Genomic DNA, 22,440 nt, shown 5'->3' with positions numbered 1-22,440 from the left:
TTGGGTGTAGTTGGTGCAGGTGGTATTGGCTTTCAGTTAAAAAGTTACATCGACGGGTTCGAGTACACCAAAGCAACAACCATGATGTTAGTGCTTTTGGTAGTCGTCACAGTAATTGATGCTTTTAGTAGCCAATTACGTCATCGGCTCGATTCTATGTAGTATTTAATTGTTAATTTAAAATTTGGGGCAAAGCAATGTGACTTTGGGAATACTGAAATTAAGTGTCCTAAAGGAGTATTAAAAATGTCAGAAAATCGTATCAGTGCCAGCCTAGCCCCAGCAGATAAAGAAGCAGTCATGCAGGCGATCGCTACAATTAGAGAAAAGTTACCGTTTTTGGTAGATTTGACCCCTGAAGATCGGCGAACAATGCTGAAGATGGGAGATAAAAGTCGGGCTTTTGTCAGCAAAGCTTTAGAAGTGGCGACACAGAACCCTAACTTTTTGCCTCGTTCTTTTGATTTGGAAGAGATGCGCCGAGATTTGGAAATATATGAGGACTTATATCCGGTGCTTTTATCTCTAACCCAACTGCAAGAACTGGTGGATGATACCTGTATAGCCTCTGCTAGTGAAGCCTATGCAGCAGCATTAGCAGTTTATAGCTATGCCAAAGCTAGCGGTGATGTCGCAGGTTTAGATGCAGTAATTGATGAGATGGGACGCAGGTTTAACCGCCGTTCTAAGAAAAAGAAACCCGAAGTCTCAGTTAGCTAAAGCTTGGAATAAGCAATTATACCATTTGTCAACTTGGTAAAATACACATCATTTGTAGGGGCATAACAATGTTATGCCCTTTTTACGTCTTGAATCCAAAGATTCTTGAAACCCGCGCAGGCGGGTTTTGTCTGTGTAGCCGCGATTTCTAATCCCCAAGGCATTTTTGAGCCTCAGAAGGTCAAAGTTGAGCCTCAGAAGGTCAACGTCGAGCCTCAGAAGGTCAATGTCGAGCCTCAGAAGGTCAACGTCGAGCCTCAGAAGGTCAACATCGAGCCTCAGAAGGTCAACATCGAGCCTCAGAAGGTCAACATCGAGCCTCAGAAGGTCAACATTGAGCTTCAGAAGGTCAACATCAAGCTTCAGAAGGTCAACATCAAGCTTCAGAAGGTCAACATCGAGCTTCAGAAGGTCAATGCATAAAACTTACCCAGTGAAAGTTCAGTAAATTCCGAAATACACCTTGTATATTTACTAGTTATTCTGTAAACATTAGCACCTCAAAATTGAATTTTGTAATGAACCCGCAAAACAAGCCCAAGAGTCTACAAGATATTCTTAAGCAACGTCAACAATCAGGTTTTGTGGGTCGTGAAGACCAAGTAAACCAATTTCGTCAAAATTTAGCATTACCCTCAGAAGACGATCACCGTCGTTTTCTATATAACGTTTGGGGTCAAGGTGGAGTTGGTAAAAGTACTCTGCTGCGACAGTTTCGTAAAATTGCTGACGAAGCAAAAATTATTTCGGCTTACATCGATGAAGCTGAAAAAACTATACCAGAAGTCATGGGTCGTCTAGCTGAGGAGTTAGAACGGCAAGGTCATAAACTAACGCAGTTTACAGAACGCTATAAAGTTTACCGTCAAAAGCGCCAAGAATTAGAAACTGATCCAGAAGCTCCTCAAGGCTTTTCCGCTTTTGTCGGGAAGACTATGGTAAAAACTGGTGTGCGTCTAGCGCGTCGAGTTCCTGTTGGCGGTGCTGTATTTGACTTTGTAGATGAGGATGCTTTGGCTACCCAAGCTGGAGAATGGGCTTCTTATGTTGCTAAAAAAATAACAAATAAAGACGAGGTGCGCTTAGTTCAAGAACCTGAAGAAGTGCTGACCCCGCTATTTTTGCAAGATATTTTTAAAATTGCTGAGAAAACTGCTGTTGTCCTGTTTTTTGATACTTATGAACGCACTGGAGAATTCCTAGATAACTGGCTACGCGAAATTTTGGAGGGTCGCCACGGTGAAGTTTCTCTCAATATATTGATAACCATCGCCGGTCGGCAGGAATTAGATAAAAATCATTGGGAACCTTACGAGGGGGTAATAGTTCGTTTCCCTCTGGAACCCTTTACAGAAGAAGAAGCCCAACAATATCTAACTCGCAAAGGCATTACAGACAATCGCATTATTGAAGTAATTTTGCACCTTTCTGGAAACTTACCCCTGCTAGTGGGAATGCTAGCAGATGCTCATCCCAATGACCCCAACCAGGTAATTGAGCCTAGCAGCAGTGCTGTAGAACGCTTTTTAAAATGGATTGACGACCCCAAGCGGCGACAAATGGCGCTCGATGCTGCTATTCCTCGGTGTTTGAATCAGGATGTTATAGCTAAGTTGAGAGCAGAAGAAGAAGCTGACGAGTTATTTACTTGGCTGAAAGAAACATCCTTTGTCAACGAACGTACCGACGGCTGGGCTTATCATGATGTCGTCAAAACCCAAATGTTACGCCACAAGCGCCTTTCATCACCGCAAAGTTGGGCTGACATACATGGTAAGTTGGCAGAATATTACGACAGCCTACGGAATGATCTGCAATTGGAGGAAGATAAAAAACAGCGCGATCCTAGCTGGCAAAGTCACACATTAAACGTGTTGTACCACAATTTATGTCAGTCACCGCAAAAGAATTTATCTTCAGCTATTAATGAATTTATCGCTGCTCTCAAAAATCAACGCAAATTTCTCCAACAATATGCAGAAACAATGCTTCAGGCTGGTAAAGATGTTGATTCCTCTGAAGTTCAGCGTTGGGGTAAGCAATTAGCGAATGGGTTAAAAGCTTATGAAGAAAAACGCTATGAAGTTCCGGCTGAAATGCTTACAACTTTTTTGAGCAATGCTAATCTTGAGGCCAAGTGGCGTGCAGTAGTTTTAGATTGGCGTAGTTATATTTACTCCCAATCTAATCAATACTCAAAAGCTTTAGAAGATTTAACTGAGGCTATCAAGTTAGCGCCTGAAGAAGTTAAGTATTTAACAGTTCGAGGGATGACTTACTGCCAAATGCAGCGCTACCCCGAAGCACTACAAGACTTTAACCGTGTTATCGAGCTTAACCCGAATTATCAATGGGCGATTGCCAATCGGGGTATTACTTACCGTCGCATGTACCGTTATGAAGAAGCATTGCAAGACTGTAACCGGGCTATTGAACTTAATCCCAATGACCAATGGACACTGGCACATCGAGGTGTCACTTACTGCTATATGCAGCGTTATCTTGAATCACTGCAAGACTTAAACGGCGCCATTAAACTTGACCCAAACTATCAATGGGCGATCGCCAGTAGAGGTGATACTTACCGTTATATGCAACATTATAATGAGGCACTGCAAGACTTTAACCGTGCTATTGAACTTGACGCCAATTACCAATGGACACCAGCCACGGGATTTAAGGGTTTAATTTACCGACGAATGCAGCACTATCATGAAACACCGCAAGATTTAGACCGCGCTATTGTACTTCACCCAAATCACCAATGGGTACTGGCACGTCGCGGTGATACTTACCGCCAAATGCAGCGCTATGGTGAAGCACTGCAAGACTTAGACCGTGCTATTGAACTTGACCCCAAAGACGACTGGTCATTGTTTAAGCGGGGTTCTATTTACCTAATACTTCAGAGGTACAACGAAGCTCTTGCAGATTTCAGCCATGTTATCAACTTAAAATCTAACGATGATTGCTATTTGTACAATCGTGCTTTAACTTATTTAGCTCTTAACCAAGCAGATAAAGCACGGGCTGACCTAACATTCGCCATGAAGCTTGTTAAAGAGCATTATGAAAAAGATCCTCAAAACTGGCGTAATGCCTTTAAGTTAGCCCTTTATTATTTGGCTGCTGCTTATACTCAGCCAACAGAGCAGTTATATCGCTATGCCTTATCTCAAGGTGCTTCTTCAGAATCTATTCGTGAAGCTATCCAAAACCTCAATGACTTTTTAACTGTCTTCCCTGACCATGTGCAGGCTACATCCATGCGACAGTTGTTACAGTCTTCTCTAACTTAGGTCATGTAATTTCCAACCTACCCGCCAGAAAATCCACTAGTCCCAACAACCGCCTGAGAATTAATTCTCTCTCTTACACCTAAAATCTTCTAAACAAAACTAGAAAAGGGTTTCAGTCCACTTGAGTGGACTTGCGCTATGAGCCTGAGATTTCAATCTCTGGCGGACAAACGGGTAAGCGCAAAATCCCGGCTAACTAACTTGCCTTCGGGAGACTGGCGGCTAAACCCAAATGCATACAAATATTAAGCGATCGCTACTACTACTTTGCCTTTCTTATGACAAATCGTAGGCGATCGCTTAATTTGAAACTATTGCAAATACTTGGCTAAAGCCAAATGCCGAGTATTAATGGAACACACTTGATGAAGATATTATGAAGCTTTCTCATTCAAATGTCAAGATTTCGCTATTTTTTCAGCAATACTTAGCATTAAATATCGCCGCTTCTTTTAAATTATCAGGCTGCGTTTCTAAACTCTTGTCACCAAAATGCTTATCCATCAAGGCCGGAACTTGTGAGGCTTGAATTCGGCTATGGCGTGTTTTATCTGGCATAACTAAATTTGCGCCAGCTTTACAATTCTTCATACAACCAGTGCCCTTGATTGTAACTTGGTCTTCTAAACCGCGATCGCTTAAAGCCGCCTCCAACGCCTGACAAACTACTTTACCGCCGCGTTTCATGCAATCAGATTTTTGACAGACCAAAATCGTGGCTTTAGTTTTAGCTGGTTTTACCTTCGCATTATCAATAGATGGGGGTTCTTGTGGTGCAGCGATGGTTTGAACTGTCGCCATTTCAGAACGCGCCGCCATCACACGTTCAGCTTTCAGTGTAACTTTGTCTTTTTTTATATCGTATTCTTTATAACCAACAACTTGCAGCCAAGTCCCTGGTGGTAAGCGCAAGTCAAAAGCAGCCCGTAAATGTTTAGCGAGTTTAATATAAGACTCACCTTCATGAGTCCCCAGCATTAAGCCTTTAAGCTTATAGCCATCTTTAATAACAAAATCTATAAATCTGCCCTCAAGGCAAAACTCTGATACTTCCATACTGTGAGATGCACCCATTTTTTAACCTCCTTTTAATTAATACAAGCTATCTAGCGAGATATTCTCACTAGCTGATGATTAGAACTGTTGATAGCGACTTTTCCAGCAGTGCTCAAGAGTCCAAATCTGGTCTTGACGAGAGGCTGTTAATCGCCGTATCACACTCCAAAGTTGAACAGCTGTCATAGGAGAGCCAATTTCAACTTGCAATGGCTGGTTAGCCTGACAACTACAGGGAATGTCTAACTCCTTTAGGCGTTGATAGACTTGCCAGCGATCTGCCCAATTCACCTCTACAAGGTGGCTGCTTTCTATTTCTGAACTAAACGATTTCAAGAGAATTGCCCTCAAAATGCAACAAACTTGTAGTAACTACCGCCATTTAACTCTCTGCTTTTTGAAAGTCTGGAGAGTTTAACCTCTTAAAACCAGCATACATTAAGTGCAAACAATTCTCAGTAATTTTAGAAAAAAAATCAAATTTTTGCAGCCATTCCATATTGAAAGCGGGATGTAGAGAGAAAAAGAAGAGAAAAGTTTATTTTCTCTTCCTGCTGCTATTGGGAAAGATACACATTTAAGCTGATATGTCAATAATAATGAGAATTTTATGCAACTTGATGAGCGTACCATCATCCAGCCAACAATAAACTTGAGATTTTTAGTAAGCAAAAATACAAAATATTGTGATGGCGAATTGGCTTGCTCTTCTTATTAAAATGTTAATATGTTAAGAATAAGCAGTTAAAATCTATAACTGTTAAAAAGAGAGGAACGCAATGTCTGAAACACAAACTTTGTTACGGAATTTTGGTAATGTATATGACAACCCTGTGTTGTTGGATCACAGCGTAACTGCTCCAGTGACAGAAGGATTCAACGTTGTATTAGCTAGTTTCCAGGCACTATACTTGCAGTACCAAAAGCATCATTTTGTAGTTGAAGGCTCAGAATTTTACTCTCTGCATGAGTTTTTTAACGAAAGCTACAACCAAGTACAAGACCACGTTCATGAAATTGGAGAACGTTTGGATGGACTGGGTGGTGTGCCAGTAGCGACCTTCAGCAAACTAGCAGAATTAACCTGTTTTGAACAAGAATCTGAAGGTGTATATTCTTCTCGCCAAATGGTGGAAAATGACTTAGCTGCCGAACAAGCAATCATTGGCGTAATTCGTCGTCAAGCTGCTCAGGCAGAGAGTTTGGGCGATCGGGGTACACGCTATCTGTACGAAAAGATTTTGTTGAAAACTGAGGAACGTGCATATCATTTATCTCACTTCCTCGCTAAAGACAGCTTAACTTTAGGGTTTGTCCAAGCTGCTCAAAGCTAAAACTCTCATAATCTAAATTTGTCTACCTAGACTGAAAGAAAAAGTTAGCAGCACTAACTCGTAAAATATTATAAAAAATGGCAGAGAATGATATTCGTATCTCTCTGCCATTTTTAATCTAAGTAAACATATTTTCATAATATTTAACGTTGCAAATATTTAGCAATTAGATAGTTAACAAATATTTTTAGTTAAGAAAATTATTTATATTTAATAAGTTAGATAGGTATATGCCAGAATAAATAACCATCTGTTACCAAATCTAATCAAATTAAATAATAAAGATTCGCAAAAGCTTCAAAAATTTTAGCATTGCAATTAAATAAAATTAGAAATACAAAATAATAATTGGGCATTAGGCATTGATTCTTAATTATGCTTCCCCTGCCTCCCCTGCCTCCCCTGCCTCCTCTGCTCCCCCCACTCCCCTTTGTCATCAAACTTAGAAAACTTAATAATAAAAAGCACGAGAGGGGGTAAAGACCCTTAAAATAATCAGGATTTGTATTCTCGTATTCCAAGGCAACTACTATGCCCCGCCGTGATGACCTCCGGAAGATTCTACTGTTAGGCTCTGGCCCAATTGTGATCGGACAAGCCTCTGAGTTTGACTACTCTGGCACTCAAGCCTGCAAAGCGCTGCGAGAAGAAGGCTATGAAGTGGTTTTGGTCAACTCCAACCCTGCAACAATTATGACCGACCCGGAAACGGCCGATCGCACTTACATTGAGCCGTTGACACCAGAATTGGTCGAAAAAGTCATTGAGAAAGAACGCCCTGATGCTCTACTACCAACGATGGGAGGACAAACGGCCCTCAACCTCGCCGTTGCTTTAGCCAAAAATGGGGTGTTGGAAAAGTACGGCGTTGAGTTAATCGGCGCTAAACTACCAGCCATCGAAAAAGCCGAAGACCGAAAACTTTTTGGTCAGGCAATGGCAAGGATTGGGGTAGCTGTGTGTCCCAGCGACACAGCCGAAACTTTAGAAGAAGCCAAAGCTGTTGCCCGCAAAATTGGTACTTATCCCCTAATTATTCGTCCAGCTTTCACAATGGGTGGAAGTGGGGGCGGTATTGCTTACAACCAAGAAGAATTTGAAGAAATGGCACAGGTAGGTATAGATGCCAGCCCCGTTTCGCAAATTCTCATTGACCAGTCTTTACTCGGCTGGAAAGAATATGAACTTGAAGTGATGCGTGATTTGGCAGATAACGTGGTGATTATCTGCTCCATCGAAAACCTTGACCCTATGGGCATTCACACCGGAGACTCAATTACCGTCGCTCCCGCGCAAACCCTCACTGATAAAGAATATCAAAGGCTGCGGGATATGGCAATTAAAATCATCCGCGAGATAGGGGTGGAAACTGGCGGTTCTAATATCCAGTTTGCTGTCAATCCGGTTAATGGGGATGTGGTTGTAATTGAGATGAACCCCCGCGTTTCGCGTAGTTCGGCTTTATCTTCTAAAGCAACGGGTTTCCCCATCGCCAAAATGGCAGCAAAATTGGCTGTGGGCTACACCTTGGATGAGATTAAAAATGACATCACCAAGAAAACTCCGGCGTCCTTTGAGCCGACAATTGACTATGTGGTGACAAAAATTCCTCGCTTCGCCTTTGAAAAATTCCCCGGTTCTGACCCAGTGCTGACAACCCAAATGAAATCAGTCGGGGAAGTAATGGCAATTGGGCGCACTTTCAACGAATCCTTCCAAAAGGCGTTGCGATCGCTCGAAACCGGACGCGCTGGTTGGGGTTGCGACAAAGCCGAAAAATTACCCAGTGGTGAACAAATCCGCGCCCAATTGCGAACACCTAACCCCGATCGCATTTTCTCCGTGCGCCATGCCTTGCAACTAGGGATTAGTGCCGAGGAAATCTACGAACTGACTGGTATTGACCCGTGGTTCCTAGATAAATTTCAGCAACTGCTAGATGTCGAGAAATTCCTCAAGCGGACACCTTTGCAGCAATTGACAAAAGAGCAACTTTATGAAGTGAAGCGGGACGGATATAGCGATCGCCAAATTGCTTATGCCACCAAAACCACCGAAGATGAAGTTCGCGCTTACCGCAAGTCACTAGGAATTATCCCAGTTTATAAAACCGTAGATACTTGCGCTGCTGAGTTTGAAGCGTTTACTCCCTACTACTATTCTACCTACGAAGAAGAAACAGAGGTTTTGCCCGCAACCAAGCCAAAAGTATTGATTTTGGGTGGTGGCCCCAACCGCATTGGACAGGGAATTGAGTTTGATTATTGTTGTTGTCACGCCGCCTATGCTTTGAAGAAAGCGGGGTATGAGACAATTATGGTCAACTCTAACCCAGAGACAGTTTCGACAGACTACGATACCAGCGATCGCCTTTACTTTGAGCCTTTAACAAAAGAAGATGTTATTAACATCATTGAAACTGAAAATCCAGTGGGTGTAATAATTCAGTTTGGCGGTCAAACACCGCTAAAGTTGGCTCTACCATTACAAGAATTTCTTAGAAATGACACTTCTGGACTACTCACCAAAATTTGGGGTACATCGCCAGATTCCATCGACATGGCAGAAAACCGGGAGCGGTTTGAAAAGATTCTCCAACAGTTGAATATTTCCCAGCCGCCTAATGGTATTGCGCGGAGTTACGAAGATGCGCTGATTGTCGCCAAACGCATTGGCTATCCAGTGGTAGTGCGTCCCAGCTATGTGTTAGGGGGACGAGCGATGGAAATCGTCTATTCCGATTCTGAGTTGGAACGCTACATGAGCTTTGCGGTACTCATAGAACCAGAACATCCGATTTTGATTGATAAGTTTTTGGAAAATGCGATCGAAGTCGATGTAGATGCGATCGCCGATCATACAGGACGGGTAGTGATTGGTGGCATCATGGAACACATTGAGCAAGCGGGGATTCACTCAGGAGATTCTGCTTGTTCCTTACCTTCGATTTCCCTATCACCAGCAGTTCTCAATCAAATTCGCACATGGACGGTGCAGCTAGCGCAAGCACTGTCAGTTGTGGGGTTGATGAATATCCAATTTGCCGTTGTCGGCGCAAGTAGTTATTCTCCCCAAGTTTATATTCTGGAAGCCAACCCCCGCGCCTCGCGTACAGTGCCCTTTGTTTCTAAAGCGACGGGCGTACAGTTAGCAAAATTAGCATCCTTAATTATGTCGGGTAAAACCTTAGAGGAGCTACACTTCACCGAGGAAGTCATTCCTACACATATTGCTGTAAAAGAAGCAGTATTACCCTTTAATAAATTCCCAGGAACTGATACAATATTGGGCCCAGAAATGCGATCCACTGGTGAGGTGATGGGGATTGACAGCGACTTTGGCCGTGCCTTTGCCAAAGCAGAATTGGGTGCTGGGGAGCGTTTACCACTGACGGGAACTGTATTTGTATCAATGAGCGATCGCGATAAAGCTGCTGCCAGTGGTGTGGTGAAGGAGTTTATCGATTTGGGCTTTACAGTGATGGCTACCCTTGGTACACGGCGAGTTCTTCTCGAACAGGGGTTAAATATTGAATTAGTGTTAAAACTCCATGAAGGCCGTCCCCACGTCCTAGATGCAATCAAAAACCAGAAAATCCAACTTATTATCAACACACCTTCAGGAGAAGAAGCCCACACTGATGCTAGGTTAATTCGTCGCACAGCTTTAGCTTATAAAATTCCCATCATTACTACTATTGCCGGCGCGAAAGCTACCGTCGCCGCCATCCGTTCTTTACAAAATACGACTTTGGATGTAAAAGCGATTCAAGAGTACTGTCCGATTGCGAGGGAGTAGGGATTAGGGACTGGGGACTGGGGACTGGGACTAGAAAAAAGTTTTGAAATACTCAATACCTAATATCCAATGCCCAATTCCCAGTACCCAATCACCAGTCCCTAGTCCCCCTTCTCCACTCCCAGTAAAAATTAAGTAATTGTTATAAGAGAATGACTATAGTTCTCATTAGAGATACCTTAACAAATATGAGGAAAATTATTTGAACCTGAGAATTTCTTAAATTGACTTCTAGTCAGCCTAGAGAGAAAGGGCGACGTTGCATGAACTGGAACAACCAGGAAATTTAATGTCGCCATCTAGCCAAAATATTCTCATAAATGTTACAATTGTTAATAAGATTCCAATAAAAAATGTTTAAAAAGCGATCTTTTATCTAACTGTAGATACTTGTGCAAACTAGGAAATAGCTGTAACTTTTAGCAGTTAAGAAGCCTAAATTTGATTATTATGAGCAGCCGAATTTGTCGGATGCGTAAGTTGCCAACCATAGCATAGGTTCCCAGCCTAACTGGGTAGCACCCTAAAAAAGCATCTATCCCTTAATGACCCTACCGCCAAACCCATCATTACCAAAGAGTAGCGCCATGAAGACCGCTCAGACAGCCACAGACCTCGTGCGGACTTACCTGCGTGAGATTGGCCGTGTGCCACTCTTAACACACGAGGAAGAGATTTTCTATGGTAAACAGGTGCAACGTTCTTGCACTTTGCACGAATTAAGAGAATTTCTTGCCACCCAGTTAGGTCGTCAACCGACTTTAGAAGAATGGGCCAAAGCGACAAAGCTAGAACCAGCAGAGTTGAACGAAGCGATCGCTGATGGTGAGATTGCCAAGCGTAAGATGGTAGAAGCCAATTTGCGGCTGGTAGTCTCCGTTGCCAAAAAGTACATAAAGCGCAACGTCGATTTACTGGACTTGATCCAAGAAGGTAGTATTGGTATGCAACGGGGCGTAGAAAAGTTTGACCCTACCAAAGGGTATAGATTTTCTACCTATGCCTATTGGTGGATTCGGCAAGCTATTACTCGTGCTATAGCCGAAAAAGCTCGCACCATTCGGCTGCCTATCCATATCACTGAAAAATTAAATAAAATCAAAAAGGCACAGCGCCAATTGTCTCAAAAATTGGGACGCGCTCCGACAGCTGGTGAGCTAGCTGAAGAATTAGAATTGACCCCCAAACAAGTGCGAGAGTATCTAGAAAAGGCGCGTTTGCCTCTTTCGTTGGATTTGCGCTTGGGTGATAATTACGACACCGAACTTGGAGAAATGCTGGAAGATCCAGGAGCATCTCCAGAAGAGTTTGTCATGCAATCTTCCTTATCTTATGACTTAGATCGCCTGATGGGGGATCTCACGCCACAACAGAAGGAAGTGATCACGCTGCGCTTTGGCTTAACTGATGGGCAAGCACTGACTCTGGCTAGAATTGGTGAAATTCTGAACATCAGCCGAGAACGAGTCAGGCAAATTGAGCGGGAAGCTTTAACCAAACTTCGCAAGTCTAAAGCCAACATGGGTGAATATTTGGCAAGTTAGGGGATTAGGAGTGAGGAGTTTTTAATGAACTCCTTACTTTTGACTTTATTGTGGTGAGAAAATACGCTGACTTTGGTACGGTTACGCCTACTTCCACTCTTACGCTAGCTTGTTACATTAGTTGACAGGAAGACGAAATAGCTAGCTAAGTCTAATCCAAAACAGACATTTAATATTCAGATAACAAGCACCGCAGCTAGCAGTGGTAGTTAAGGAGCTAAAAAATGAATAACTCATCCAATCGTGTCTCAGAATTTTTCAATAGCGAATCAGAAACTAGCGATTTACTATGGCAGTATGTTAAATCCTTGAGTCCAGAAACAGTTACCCAACTATCTAAACCGACATCTGCCGAAGTTTTTCAGGTAATGGAACGCAATATTACAGGACTATTGGGTAATTTACCTTCAGAAAGCTTTGGCGTTACTGTAACTACCAGTCGAGAAAGTCTAGGTCGGCTTTTAGCTTCTGCTATGATTAGTGGTTATTTCTTGCGTAATGCTGAACAGAGAATGGATTTTGAAATCGCCCTACAAGGAGCTGAAACCAACAGCAGCGAAATTGACTAGAGATATAATAGTAAATTCAATATTCTTGTTGGGTTTATAGCTAGTCACAGTCATGGCGATACGAATTTAAAATAAACCTCTGCGAAATGTTTGCTCCTAATTAATTCCCAATCAAGAATCAGCTAAATCTTTTTAAAATATCCAAAACAGTGACAAATTAAGATTGAAATTTAAACGCATAGGCGCTTTACCGAACTGCATATTAGGAGTGCAGAGGTTATCGCAGAGGTTTGGAATGTTGTTCTCTATGAACTTATGTAGTTTGGTAATCAGTTGAATTAGAGGTGTATCTCTAAATGATTAATACACACGCGTAGGTAAACTAACTACGGTAAATCATATTCGCAATAAATTCAAACTCGGCAAAGTAGTCTAAACTCTGCCGAGTTTTATTATGAGTCAAGAGCATACTTTGAATCAAGGATTAAACGTGGAAAATTAGGAACTTTATTGTAAATTAAAGAGTTTAAGACACCAAAGATTAGATGTAGCATTAATTACCCTGCGGGATATTGCTACAGTCGGGATTTAAATCCCTGTCTGAAAGGTCTTTAATTTTGAATTTTGAATTGTTAACTCTGCCCATCTACCTATATATGAGTAAAATCAACTCTCTCCCACCCCATAAAATCATTGGTGTTGCAGTAATTTGGAACGAGCAAGAGCAAATTTTAATTGATCGCCGTCGTCCAGAAGGAGCAATGGGTGGTTTGTGGGAATTTCCTGGCGGTAAAATTGAGCCTGGTGAAACTATTAGCGAGTGTATTCAACGAGAAATTTCCGAAGAACTGGGAATAGTAATTGAAGTAGGAGAGCATCTGATTACTATTGACCACACATATACAGACTTGCGTGTTACCCTCACAGTACATCATTGCCGACATGTTACAGGTATTCCCCAACCTCTAGAATCCGATGAAATTCGCTGGGTAACTTTGGAAGAACTGGAGGAGTTTACTTTTCCTAAAGCAAATATTCAAATTATTGCTGCTTTAAAACGGAGTAGGGAGTGAGGAGTGGGGAGTGGGGGAGGTAGGGGAAGCAGGGGAGGATGAGGGAGAAATGAATTCAAAATTAAAGAACTTCTGCCGACGCTCGCGGACTCGCTAACGCTGCGCTATCCTGCCTCCTCTTTCCAATGCCTAATAGCGTAACAATCTATTAATTGCATCAGGTTGAGTCCCGCAATTTTCTACAATAAGCGCAGGGACTTTAATTAAAAGTGTAAATAAATAAATGCCTAAAACCGTTGCTGATGTGATGAGCCGCGATCCTATTGTCGTCCGGGTGGAAACTCCACTGAATGAAGCTATCCAAATTCTCGCAGAACGCCACATCAGTGGACTACCTGTTGTGGATGATGTCGGTAAATTGGTGGGTATTATCTCAGAAACCGATTTGATGTGGCAAGAAACTGGTGTTACTCCACCTGCGTACATCATGTTTCTTGATAGCGTTATCTATTTAAAAAATCCTGCTACTTATGAACGTGATTTGCACAAGGCTTTAGGGCAAACCGTTGGGGAGGTGATGAGTAAAAACCCGATTACTATTTCCCCTGAAAAAACTTTAAGGGAAGCCGCTACAATCATGCACGATCGCAGCGTTCACCGCTTGCCAGTACTTGACAACACGGATCAAGTAATTGGTATCCTCACTCGTGGTGATATTATTCGGGCAATGGCAGCAAGTCAAGATTAGTAAGTTAACAGTTATTAGACTGTTAACTATTTTTTACACCTTTGAAAATCAGGATAACTAAATGAGTATTACTCCGGAGTCTGTTAAGCAATTGCTCAGTTCTGAGAATTCAGGCGATCGCTTACGTGCAGTAAATCAAATCCGCCAACTGGAACCTGCGATCGGTTTTGAATTAATTCAAAGTGCTATTGGCGATAGCAATTCGCGTGTCCGTTACTCGGCAGTGAGTCAAATGGATACACTCGGAACACAAGATTTACAGTTATCCTTAGATATCTTGCGCGATCGCTTGCTTCATGACTCCGAAGTAGATGTACAAGCAGCAGCAGCAGACTGTTTGGGCGCTCTGAAGTTACATGAAGCTTTTGAAGACTTGCAACACCTTTACCATACAACGGGTGAATGGTTAATACAATTCAGTATCATAGCCACATTAGGAGAGTTGGGCGATCCACGAGCCTTTGAACTACTCAAAGAGGCACTCTCATCAGAAAACGAATTAGTCCAAACTGCTGCTATTAGTTCTTTGGGTGACTTGGGAGATTTACAAGCAGTTCCTTTGTTGGCTCCTTATGCTACCAATCCAGATTGGCAAATTCGTTATAGAGTTGTACAAGCTTTGGCTCGTTTGGGTAGTGCAGAAGCCAAATCTATATTAGAAACTCTGGCTGATGATGAAGTAGAAGCGATCGCAACTGAAGCCAAAAATTCTTTGCAGTCAGTTTAAATCTATCTCAGATTAAAAAAATTCACCTTTAAATAGATTTGCGTGACAAAAGAAAAAATTCGACTTGGTTGGAAAAATTTTGCATTCCAACCAAATCGAATTGATAAATTAGAGTTACTTTTAGCAACTAAAAGTAACTTTTTTATATTTAGAATTAGGTCTATTGGACGAAACTTTTGCGACGGCGAGACATAGCCATTACTGCACCTACTGCACCTAAGCCTAATAATGCAGCTGGTTCGGGAACAGTGGCGAATGTACCACCAGAAAAGCTTAAATTCTTAATTGAACCACCACCAGAAAGAATTGAATTGACGCTATCAACACTCGTATCGTTGACTTGGAAAGTTAAGTTTCCCCCTCCATTAGATTTTTCCCCAGTTGCACTGGTAAAGAATCCAAAAAGTGCAACGTCTATAGCAACGTTAAGACCGCTTTGAATTAGCGAGCGGGTAGTAGATGTCAAAGTAAAAGTATTCAATCCATCTGTTAGAGAGCTAGTATCTTCTCCAGGTAAAATAAGACCAGGTAAAGTAAGAGAACCAAAGTCAATAAATGGATTGTCTGCAACTTTTGATGAAAATGAGATGATGTTACCTATATTCCCTGAGTTAAAAGCTGAAAAGTTTCCTGTTGCAGAACCAGTTGTAATTCCAATTGGAGTGATTGGCTGAGGAGTAAAAGTTAGCGCATCCTGAAATAATTCGATTGCGCTACTAGTAGCGAGGGGAGATGCAGTTAAGCCATCGCCAAACTGAATAGCACCACTAAGTGCAGCAGCTTGAGCAGAACCAGCAGAGGTAAACAATCCAGCAGTAGCTAAGGGGATGGCAGCAGTAACAGCTAGAGTTGCATTTAGTAATTTAGATTTAAAATTAATCATTATCGTTTTAGGCTCCTAGGAATAACCTTAAATTAGAGCAATTGCTTTACTTTTAATCTCAGTAATTTATAGAAAATACTGTCAGTGAAAGCAAAACTTGCGTGATGTATTTCTGATCTACATAAAATCACATAGACTTAGAGCCTGCAATATTTACTGAGTGGTCTTCATCACATCTTTAAGGCATTACTATCCTTCATGAAATTTTAATTTCTTATATATGTGCGCTTCGTATATTTCAGGCTCCGTAAGGTTTAGATTGTTGGCAATAGCTCTGGCTTTAAGAAAGGCTGTTTACATAGTATCAACAAAATGGTAATTTTATATACTTAGAATTACTCAACCATATTTTATATAAATTGAGTATCAATATATCTTCTATAATCTCTCTAGTTACAAATACTTAGTGAAACGGTTCCTCTTGTAGAATAAAGGAGAGAACCTCTGTATTTGTTTACTATGGATAGTCTTTGTTATGAAATTGAATATGTGTAATAAATAGCTAACTGCTAGCTATTTATTACTCTTCTCAAATGTGTCAGACCTTTGAAATGCTAAGAGCCAAATACCTGTGGCCAAGTTGTCACAACGAAAACTACAACTGCTGCGATCGCTAACAACCCTTGAATCAAATTTCCAACCAAAGAGCCGGCTACAATTCCTATACCCGCTTTAATCGCCAACCCGAAGTCACGTCGGTAAAGATACTCACCGATAATTGCTCCCAAAAGCGGCCCTAGTAAAATTCCTAACAGTGGCCCCCCAAAAGGCAATGTTGGCAATAATCCCAAAAATCCTACTACCAAACCAACAATTGCACCAATTTGCCCCCACTTGCTAGCTCCAGCTTGTTTTGCTCCCACATAACTAGCTAAAAAATCCACTCCGACACTGAGCAGTAAAACTATAACCGTCACAATTAGAGGAATCTTGATAGCCGCAAAGGAACTACTAACGATTCCCCAGACGATAATTGCAATTAAAATTAAGCTGCTACCAGGAATGGCAGGAACTACAGCACCAATGATTCCCAAAAGCATTACAGCAAGTAATAGCCAATAAATAATTTGCATAGATAGAATTGTAATTTTCTAAATTTCCCGGTAGTAGGGGCGCACAGCTTGCTGTATGCCCCTACTGCATATTGTATCTGGGTAAGATGGTGATAAATACTTAAGGTTTTCGACCTGAACCAAATATGATTTTCTAGTTCAATCTGGTAAAATCTCTCTCTAGATCGCTCTTGGCTCGTCTTGGTAATCGTCGGTTGTGGCTCACTAATTAATTTGCTCTCCAGATGCGATTTATATTTAGGACTTACGCAAAAGTACACGCGCTCCGGGGCAATTCATAAATCCCAAACCCATAACCACAGGCATAATGAAGGCACAAGCCGTTCGTACTGAGTAACTGAACTTCCCAAACACTCAAGATAAAGCTCAAAACCCATGACGAGAAAAATTTTAACTGGACTGAGTTCAGCAGCCTACGAACACCCTTTTGATCGCAAAGCCTTGGCTTCTTTGCAAAATATGCCCGGTGTCTCGCTGTTACTCAAAAAAGTTAACGAATACGGCATCGATCGCTTACTCAGGCTGCAAAGCCTTGGTAGTGAAATCAGAATTTCATCCCGAAATTTTCCTCAATTGCATGAGAAATTTGTAGAAACTTGTCAAATTCTTGATGTTGCTCCACTTCCTGAACTGTATCTGTTTCGAGGTACAGGTCACATTGAAACCTACATTGTTGGCGTAGAAAAACCCCTCGTTGGTATAAATTTAGATGCAATGGAGTGGCTTGGCGCAGATGAGTTGATTTACGTTTTTGGACACGAAATCGCTCGCATCAAGAGTCAGCACATGGTTTATCACCAGATGGCAATTGTTATGCCAAGTTTAAAAAATTTGTTGAACAGTACCACACTGGGGGTTGGTGGCTTGGTAGCTAGTGGTATGGAACTGGCTTTGTATAATTGGCGAATGATGGCCAGATTCACTGCCGATCGCGCTGCAATGCTGGCTTGTCAGGATATCGACGTAGCAACCACTACACTGATGAAACTCGCGGGTTTACCAGATGAGTACTTGACTACTGGTGTAATTGAAGATTTTCTTGTCCAAGCCCGTGAGTTTGCATCGAATAATTTTGAAAGTATTGATAAGGTCACCAAAATATTAAGCTATACAGAACCCGGACTTTCGTGGGTAGTTATGCGGGCTGGTGAGTTATTGAAATGGGTTGATTCAGGAGAATATGAGAATGTAATTCAGCAGAAAAATTTAGAGACACCGGAAGAAGCGGAAGAAAAAGAAGAAGAAGAAAAAACACTGGAAGAAAAAGAAGGGTGGAATTTTTTGACTTCTTGGTGATTGAATTTTAGATTTTAGATTTTAGACTTCGGCTTCGCTCAGTCGAACGATTTTGGATTGCTGATTTTAGATTAAATTCTAAATTAGTGAATTAGCTAAGAGTCAAGAGTAACGGCTAATTTATCAGCAATTCCGGCAATCCAGTTTTCATCTTGTTTGGTGTAACTGCGAGGAGCATTCGCGCCCAAAATTAGAGCGCCTTGCTTACCAATAGGTTGACAAATTACACCTTGAGTGTTTTCTGGTAAATAATCAAATTCAAGCCTACCTGGATATACTTTTAGCGCAACTAGATAAATCGGCTTTTGTTTTTCGAGTACCTGTTTTAAGATTACTCCTGGTACAACCTCAGATTTAGTACCCAGAATCCCGCGACGCAACAAAACTTTACCTTGATAATAAACCACTAGCGATCGCGTGACTGTATTAGTCAACAATAAATGAGATGCCCAGGCTAGCTCTGTTTTCACGATTTCAGGTAAATCTGGTGCTAGTACAAAACCTTCTTCTCCAATTAGTTCTACAGTATCAGGCGATCGCGGCTGAACTTGCTGCCAAATTAAACCCGTCAAAATTAACATCGCACTCAAAATCACGCCCACCACATCACCACGCGATTGAGATTGGGTTAGTTCTGGTGTCAATAAACGGTTAATCAACAAAAGTACAGCGCCTAGCCCACCCACAACAATGGGTAGACGCCGCAAAACTCGATTAGGATCAGGTTTAGTCATTGGTCATTGGTCATTAGTCATTGGGAATTGGGAATTGGACAATAATTAATAGTTCTTCTCCCCCTGCTTCCTCTGCTCCCTGTCCCCTGCTTCATCTCCTCACTCCTCCCCTGGTTCAATAATTCGCTGGAAAAGATAACCAGTACCTCGTGCTGTAAGAATCAATTCTGGGTTGCTAGGATCATCTTCTAACTTTGCCCGCAAACGGGATATATGCACATCCACTACGCGGGTATCCACATGACGTTCTGGTGTATAACCCCAAACCTCCTGCAAAATTTCCGAACGAGAAAAAGGTTCTCCAGAGCGACTAACTACCAACTCTAGTAAGCTGAACTCCATACCAGTCAATCGAATCCGCTCATCACCTTTGTAGACTTGTCGCTTATTCGTATCGATTTTAATGTTAGCGACATGGATTACCCCAGAACTGGGAATGCCAGATCCACCGGTTTTGTCTACTCGCCGCAACACCGAGCGAATTCGAGCTTCTAGCTCTTTCGGGGAAAATGGTTTAACTACATAGTCATCAGCACCCAATTCTAGACCAGTGATGCGATCGGCTACATCCCCCAAGGCTGTTAGCATAATAATGGGGACATCTGATTCTTTTCGTAATTCTTGACATACACCATAACCGTCTAGCTTTGGCATCATTACATCCAAAACTACCAGGTCAGGATCAGTTTTGCGAAAAATATCTAATGCTTCTTCCCCGTCGCCAGCCGTCACTACATCGTAGCCAATCATCGAAAGGCGCGTTTCCAAAATCCGGCGAATGCTGGCTTCATCATCTACCACTAAGATTTTTTCTTTATGACTTTCCAAGTTTCTCAACGCTCCTTCACTAAAAATTTACATGATTAATTTTTAATACCATAATATTAAGATATCATTCCATCAATTGATTTGGAAAAAGCTCTAAATACTACTATTATTGGTTTTTAGTTTTTTTCAAGAATTAAGTAAATATTAAGATTATTTAATAAGATTTAAGAATGGCAAAGGCAAAAACCTTTTTTGTGTGTAATGAATGTGGAGCAGAATCGCCCCAATGGTTTGGTAAATGTCCTGCTTGTGGCACTTACAACTCTCTAGAAGAACAAATTTCTATTCAATCCTCAGTAGATGTACCCAGTCGGGGGGGAGTGAGTGGTTGGCAATCAACTCAAACTAATGGCAAATCTCACGCTAAACCAGCTAAAGCGCGAGCCTCCTTAACATTTGACCAAATTACCGATCGCCAAATTGCCCGATGGCAGTCTGGTTATGAAGAATTGGATCGGGTGCTTGGAGGTGGGATTGTCCCTGGCTCTATGGTGTTGATTGGTGGCGATCCGGGTATTGGTAAATCGACTTTATTGTTGCAAGTATCAAATCAATTAGCACAGAAATATCGCATCCTTTACGTAACCGGTGAAGAATCAGGACAGCAGGTAAAATTACGAGCTTCTCGTTTGGGAGTATCAAAACCCCTAAGTGTGGTGAATGAGGAGAATGTAACAGTAGTAGTAGAGACTACACTTTCTATAGACCCTGACAGTATAGGTGCAGATTTATATGTACTGCCAGAAACAGATTTAGAAGAAATTTTACGGGAAATAGACTCTCTCAAGCCAAACGTGGCGGTGATTGATAGTATCCAAACGGTGTTTTTTCCAGCGCTGACTTCTGCACCAGGTTCGGTAGCTCAAGTACGGGAATGTACAGCAGCATTGATGAAGGTGGCGAAACACGAAGATGTCACTATGCTCATTGTGGGACACGTTACTAAAGAAGGAGCGATCGCAGGGCCAAAAGTTTTAGAACATTTAGTAGATACGGTGTTGTATTTTGAAGGCGATCGCTTTGCTTCCCACCGTTTATTACGGACAGTAAAAAATCGCTTCGGCGCAACTCACGAAATCGGCATCTTTGAAATGGTAGCCGAGGGACTGCGGGAAGTCTCTAACCCCTCAGAGCTATTTTTAGGCAACCGTGACGATCCCGCACCTGGTACTGCCATTGTCGTTGCTTGCGAAGGGACTCGCCCGATAGTTGTGGAATTGCAAGCTTTAGTGAGTCCCACTAGTTATCCCTCACCTCGTCGTGCTGGTACTGGCGTAGATTATAACCGCTTGGTGCAAATTCTTGCCGTCTTAGAAAAACGGGTGGGAATTCCCATGTCGAAATTAGATTCCTACGTTGCTTCTGCGGGTGGGTTGAATGTGGAAGAACCTGCGGTAGATTTAGGAATTGCGATCGCCATCGTTGCCAGTTTCCGCGATCGCATAGTCGATCCCGGTACAGTATTAATTGGTGAAGTTGGGTTAGGTGGGCAAGTGCGATCAGTTTCCCAAATGGAACTGCGGTTGAAAGAAGCTGCTAAGTTGGGATTTAAACGAGCGATCGTGCCAAAAGGGACAAAATTTCCCGACTTGAATATTGAGATATTACCAGTATCTAAAGTAATAGATGCGATTATCGCCGCTATCCCCCATCAAGAATTGACAGCAGATGATTTAGAACCCGATGAAGATGAGTCACTATAGCCGCTTCGGGATTGGGTACTGGGCATTAGAAAAACAGTCCCTAGTCCCCAATTACTAGTGCTTTTTACACACCAAAGGAAAACTCTCATGACAACCCTCACCCAATACTACCAAATCACTTGGGAAAAACTACCCGATGATTACAAACTCCCGGATGATCCAGTGGACAACATCAATCAACCAGCATTAGCTGCTGCACTTACAGAAAGCCTACAATTAGCCGGAAAAATTTCAGCTAACGCCCTAACAACAACTAATTACGGCATTTGTGCCACTCTAAACAACAAAATGGTCATTAAAGCCCCTGATTGGGCTTTCATTCCCAAAATTAATGTTACTAGAGAAAAAGTAACACGCAGTTACACACCTCAACTAGAGGGTGACATTCCGCTAATTGTGATGGAATTTATTTCCGATACACAGGAGACAGAATATTCTATCAAAGCGACATATCCCCCAGGAAAATGGTTTTTCTACGAGCGCATCTTAAAAGTGCCTAACTACATCATCTTTGAGCCAGATAGCGGCAGTATCGAGATGTATCGCTTACAAAATACAGAACAGTACATTTTGCAAGAGCCTGATGAAAATCAACGCTACTGGATAGCAGAAATGAATCTTTACCTTGGGGTGTGGCAAGGTACTCGTGAAAACCGCATAGGAAAGTGGTTACGATGGTGGGATGAACAAGGAAACCTTTTGCCTTGGGGTTCCGAGTTAGCCCAACAGGAACGGCAACGTGCTGAACGACTAGCAGCACAATTGCGGGCGGCTGGGATTGAGCCAGAAGTGTAATGAAATGTTTTAGGAAAAATTGAAAGCCACTGATCCCCGGCTTGTTTGACAAGGTTTAACAACTGCGATCGCTACATAATAGAGAGAAAATTGGGTGAAGGTGGAATTGGCCAGAACAATTAGCTAAACGTTTGCGTCAGTTGGCCGTGAATCCTGATGAACTAAATGAATTATTGTAGCTTCAAAAGTATTTTATTATACGCATCATAATTTTCTGCTTTTGAGGAATCATTTATACTGAAAACCTTGATAGCCGATGCTGAAACAGTTATTTCATAATGATATTAGCTCTTAGAAAGATTAATTTTTGAGAGCGATGTCTACGACGAGCTGCGCTAACGCATATTCAGCACTTGAAATACATATAATAATTTTTTCGG

General features: G+C 42.0%; 19 protein-coding genes and 1 pseudogene. 14 read left to right on the top strand and 6 right to left on the bottom strand.

Translation table 11 applies throughout. From position 1 onward, the window contains the following. From VE944_RS28570 to VE944_RS28555, 4 genes and pseudogenes are all read left to right on the top strand, one after another. Window positions 1–162: pseudogene (locus VE944_RS28570) on the top strand (phosphonate ABC transporter, permease protein PhnE); the annotation flags it as partial. Window positions 163–246: 84 nt separating this feature from the next. Further along, the gene (locus VE944_RS28565; RefSeq protein ID WP_229552065.1) at window positions 247–720 is read left to right on the top strand and encodes a hypothetical protein; all 474 of its coding nucleotides are present in this window, start codon (window positions 247–249) and stop codon (window positions 718–720) included. Between the two features lie 105 nt (window positions 721–825). After that, window positions 826–1,143: a hypothetical protein gene (locus VE944_RS28560; protein WP_324985382.1), complete on the top strand. Its 318-nt coding sequence runs from the start codon at window positions 826–828 to the stop codon at window positions 1,141–1,143. Window positions 1,144–1,238: 95 nt separating this feature from the next. Continuing rightward, entirely contained in the window at window positions 1,239–4,019 is a 2,781-nt protein-coding gene (locus VE944_RS28555) for a tetratricopeptide repeat protein (RefSeq protein WP_324985379.1), read from the top strand. Window positions 4,020–4,436: 417 nt separating this feature from the next. On the opposite strand, the gene VE944_RS28550 is transcribed toward VE944_RS28555, so the two are convergent. Beyond that, on the bottom strand, window positions 4,437–5,093 hold the full coding sequence (locus tag VE944_RS28550) for a (2Fe-2S) ferredoxin domain-containing protein (protein WP_324985376.1): 657 nt from the start codon (window positions 5,091–5,093) through the stop codon (window positions 4,437–4,439). Window positions 5,094–5,153: 60 nt separating this feature from the next. Beyond that, window positions 5,154–5,411, bottom strand: a complete 258-nt coding sequence (locus VE944_RS28545) for an Asr1405/Asl0597 family protein (protein ID WP_324985373.1) — start codon at window positions 5,409–5,411, stop codon at window positions 5,154–5,156. 443 nt (window positions 5,412–5,854) lie between these two features. On the opposite strand from VE944_RS28545, the gene dpsA reads away from it, so the two are divergent. From dpsA to nblB, 7 genes are all read left to right on the top strand, one after another. After that, window positions 5,855–6,409: a DNA starvation/stress protection protein DpsA gene (gene dpsA / locus VE944_RS28540; protein ID WP_100898647.1), complete on the top strand. Its 555-nt coding sequence runs from the start codon at window positions 5,855–5,857 to the stop codon at window positions 6,407–6,409. Window positions 6,410–6,940: 531 nt separating this feature from the next. Continuing rightward, window positions 6,941–10,207 carry a carbamoyl-phosphate synthase large subunit gene (carB, locus tag VE944_RS28535; RefSeq protein ID WP_324985368.1) on the top strand — a complete coding sequence of 1,089 codons (3,267 nt, stop codon included), beginning with the start codon at window positions 6,941–6,943 and terminating at the stop codon, window positions 10,205–10,207. 587 nt (window positions 10,208–10,794) lie between these two features. Beyond that, the gene (locus tag VE944_RS28530; RefSeq protein WP_324985365.1) at window positions 10,795–11,751 is read left to right on the top strand and encodes an RNA polymerase sigma factor, RpoD/SigA family; all 957 of its coding nucleotides are present in this window, start codon (window positions 10,795–10,797) and stop codon (window positions 11,749–11,751) included. Between the two features lie 224 nt (window positions 11,752–11,975). Continuing rightward, window positions 11,976–12,320 (top strand): DUF760 domain-containing protein, encoded by a 345-nt coding sequence (locus tag VE944_RS28525; protein ID WP_229551745.1) that lies wholly within the window; start codon window positions 11,976–11,978, stop codon window positions 12,318–12,320. A 596-nt stretch (window positions 12,321–12,916) separates the two neighbouring features. Further along, on the top strand, window positions 12,917–13,333 hold the full coding sequence (mutT, locus tag VE944_RS28520) for an 8-oxo-dGTP diphosphatase MutT (protein ID WP_324985360.1): 417 nt from the start codon (window positions 12,917–12,919) through the stop codon (window positions 13,331–13,333). A gap of 223 nt (window positions 13,334–13,556) precedes the next feature. After that, a complete protein-coding gene (locus VE944_RS28515) occupies window positions 13,557–14,021 on the top strand; it encodes a CBS domain-containing protein (protein WP_324985357.1) in 465 nt (154 codons plus the stop codon). Between the two features lie 61 nt (window positions 14,022–14,082). After that, window positions 14,083–14,748 (top strand): phycobilisome degradation protein NblB, encoded by a 666-nt coding sequence (gene nblB / locus VE944_RS28510; protein ID WP_324985354.1) that lies wholly within the window; start codon window positions 14,083–14,085, stop codon window positions 14,746–14,748. 160 nt (window positions 14,749–14,908) lie between these two features. On the opposite strand, the gene VE944_RS28505 is transcribed toward nblB, so the two are convergent. Next, on the bottom strand, window positions 14,909–15,631 hold the full coding sequence (locus tag VE944_RS28505; RefSeq protein WP_324985351.1) for a PEP-CTERM sorting domain-containing protein: 723 nt from the start codon (window positions 15,629–15,631) through the stop codon (window positions 14,909–14,911). 554 nt (window positions 15,632–16,185) lie between these two features. Beyond that, window positions 16,186–16,704 (bottom strand): DUF456 domain-containing protein, encoded by a 519-nt coding sequence (locus VE944_RS28500; RefSeq protein WP_324985349.1) that lies wholly within the window; start codon window positions 16,702–16,704, stop codon window positions 16,186–16,188. Between the two features lie 375 nt (window positions 16,705–17,079). Here VE944_RS28500 and VE944_RS28495 point away from each other — a divergent pair, with 375 nt between their 5' ends. After that, window positions 17,080–18,000, top strand: a complete 921-nt coding sequence (locus VE944_RS28495) for a M48 family metallopeptidase (RefSeq protein ID WP_324985346.1) — start codon at window positions 17,080–17,082, stop codon at window positions 17,998–18,000. Between the two features lie 95 nt (window positions 18,001–18,095). On the opposite strand, the gene VE944_RS28490 is transcribed toward VE944_RS28495, so the two are convergent. After that, the gene (locus VE944_RS28490; protein ID WP_324985343.1) at window positions 18,096–18,734 is read right to left on the bottom strand and encodes a cofactor assembly of complex C subunit B; all 639 of its coding nucleotides are present in this window, start codon (window positions 18,732–18,734) and stop codon (window positions 18,096–18,098) included. 99 nt (window positions 18,735–18,833) lie between these two features. Beyond that, entirely contained in the window at window positions 18,834–19,562 is a 729-nt protein-coding gene (gene rpaB, locus VE944_RS28485; protein WP_190731301.1) for a response regulator transcription factor RpaB, read from the bottom strand. 170 nt (window positions 19,563–19,732) lie between these two features. On the opposite strand from rpaB, the gene radA reads away from it, so the two are divergent. Together radA and VE944_RS28475 are read left to right on the top strand one after the other, a co-directional pair. Beyond that, complete coding sequence (gene radA / locus VE944_RS28480) at window positions 19,733–21,265, top strand: DNA repair protein RadA (protein ID WP_324985334.1); 1,533 nt, start codon at window positions 19,733–19,735, stop codon at window positions 21,263–21,265. Between the two features lie 87 nt (window positions 21,266–21,352). After that, window positions 21,353–22,060 (top strand): Uma2 family endonuclease, encoded by a 708-nt coding sequence (locus VE944_RS28475; protein WP_324985331.1) that lies wholly within the window; start codon window positions 21,353–21,355, stop codon window positions 22,058–22,060. Window positions 22,061–22,440: the final 380 nt, after the last annotated feature.

The sequence above is a fragment of the Nostoc sp. genome, assembly GCF_035638895.1.
In the GTDB taxonomy this organism is placed as follows: Bacteria; Cyanobacteriota; Cyanobacteriia; order Cyanobacteriales; family Nostocaceae; genus Nostoc.
Note: the sequence above shows the minus strand (reverse complement) of the source record. Positions and strands in the feature narration are given on the sequence as shown.

Coding starts and splice junctions, on each gene's coding strand:
- radA (WP_324985334.1), top strand. CDS start 19,733: ATGGCAAAGGCAAAAACCTTTTTTGTGTGTAATGAATGTGGAGCAGAA.
- VE944_RS28500 (WP_324985349.1), bottom strand. CDS start 16,704: ATGCAAATTATTTATTGGCTATTACTTGCTGTAATGCTTTTGGGAATC.
- VE944_RS28555 (WP_324985379.1), top strand. CDS start 1,239: ATGAACCCGCAAAACAAGCCCAAGAGTCTACAAGATATTCTTAAGCAA.
- nblB (WP_324985354.1), top strand. CDS start 14,083: ATGAGTATTACTCCGGAGTCTGTTAAGCAATTGCTCAGTTCTGAGAAT.
- carB (WP_324985368.1), top strand. CDS start 6,941: ATGCCCCGCCGTGATGACCTCCGGAAGATTCTACTGTTAGGCTCTGGC.
- VE944_RS28530 (WP_324985365.1), top strand. CDS start 10,795: ATGAAGACCGCTCAGACAGCCACAGACCTCGTGCGGACTTACCTGCGT.
- VE944_RS28565 (WP_229552065.1), top strand. CDS start 247: ATGTCAGAAAATCGTATCAGTGCCAGCCTAGCCCCAGCAGATAAAGAA.
- VE944_RS28525 (WP_229551745.1), top strand. CDS start 11,976: ATGAATAACTCATCCAATCGTGTCTCAGAATTTTTCAATAGCGAATCA.
- VE944_RS28495 (WP_324985346.1), top strand. CDS start 17,080: ATGACGAGAAAAATTTTAACTGGACTGAGTTCAGCAGCCTACGAACAC.
- VE944_RS28550 (WP_324985376.1), bottom strand. CDS start 5,093: ATGGGTGCATCTCACAGTATGGAAGTATCAGAGTTTTGCCTTGAGGGC.
- VE944_RS28505 (WP_324985351.1), bottom strand. CDS start 15,631: ATGATTAATTTTAAATCTAAATTACTAAATGCAACTCTAGCTGTTACT.
- VE944_RS28515 (WP_324985357.1), top strand. CDS start 13,557: ATGCCTAAAACCGTTGCTGATGTGATGAGCCGCGATCCTATTGTCGTC.
- dpsA (WP_100898647.1), top strand. CDS start 5,855: ATGTCTGAAACACAAACTTTGTTACGGAATTTTGGTAATGTATATGAC.
- mutT (WP_324985360.1), top strand. CDS start 12,917: ATGAGTAAAATCAACTCTCTCCCACCCCATAAAATCATTGGTGTTGCA.
- VE944_RS28475 (WP_324985331.1), top strand. CDS start 21,353: ATGACAACCCTCACCCAATACTACCAAATCACTTGGGAAAAACTACCC.
- VE944_RS28490 (WP_324985343.1), bottom strand. CDS start 18,734: ATGACTAAACCTGATCCTAATCGAGTTTTGCGGCGTCTACCCATTGTT.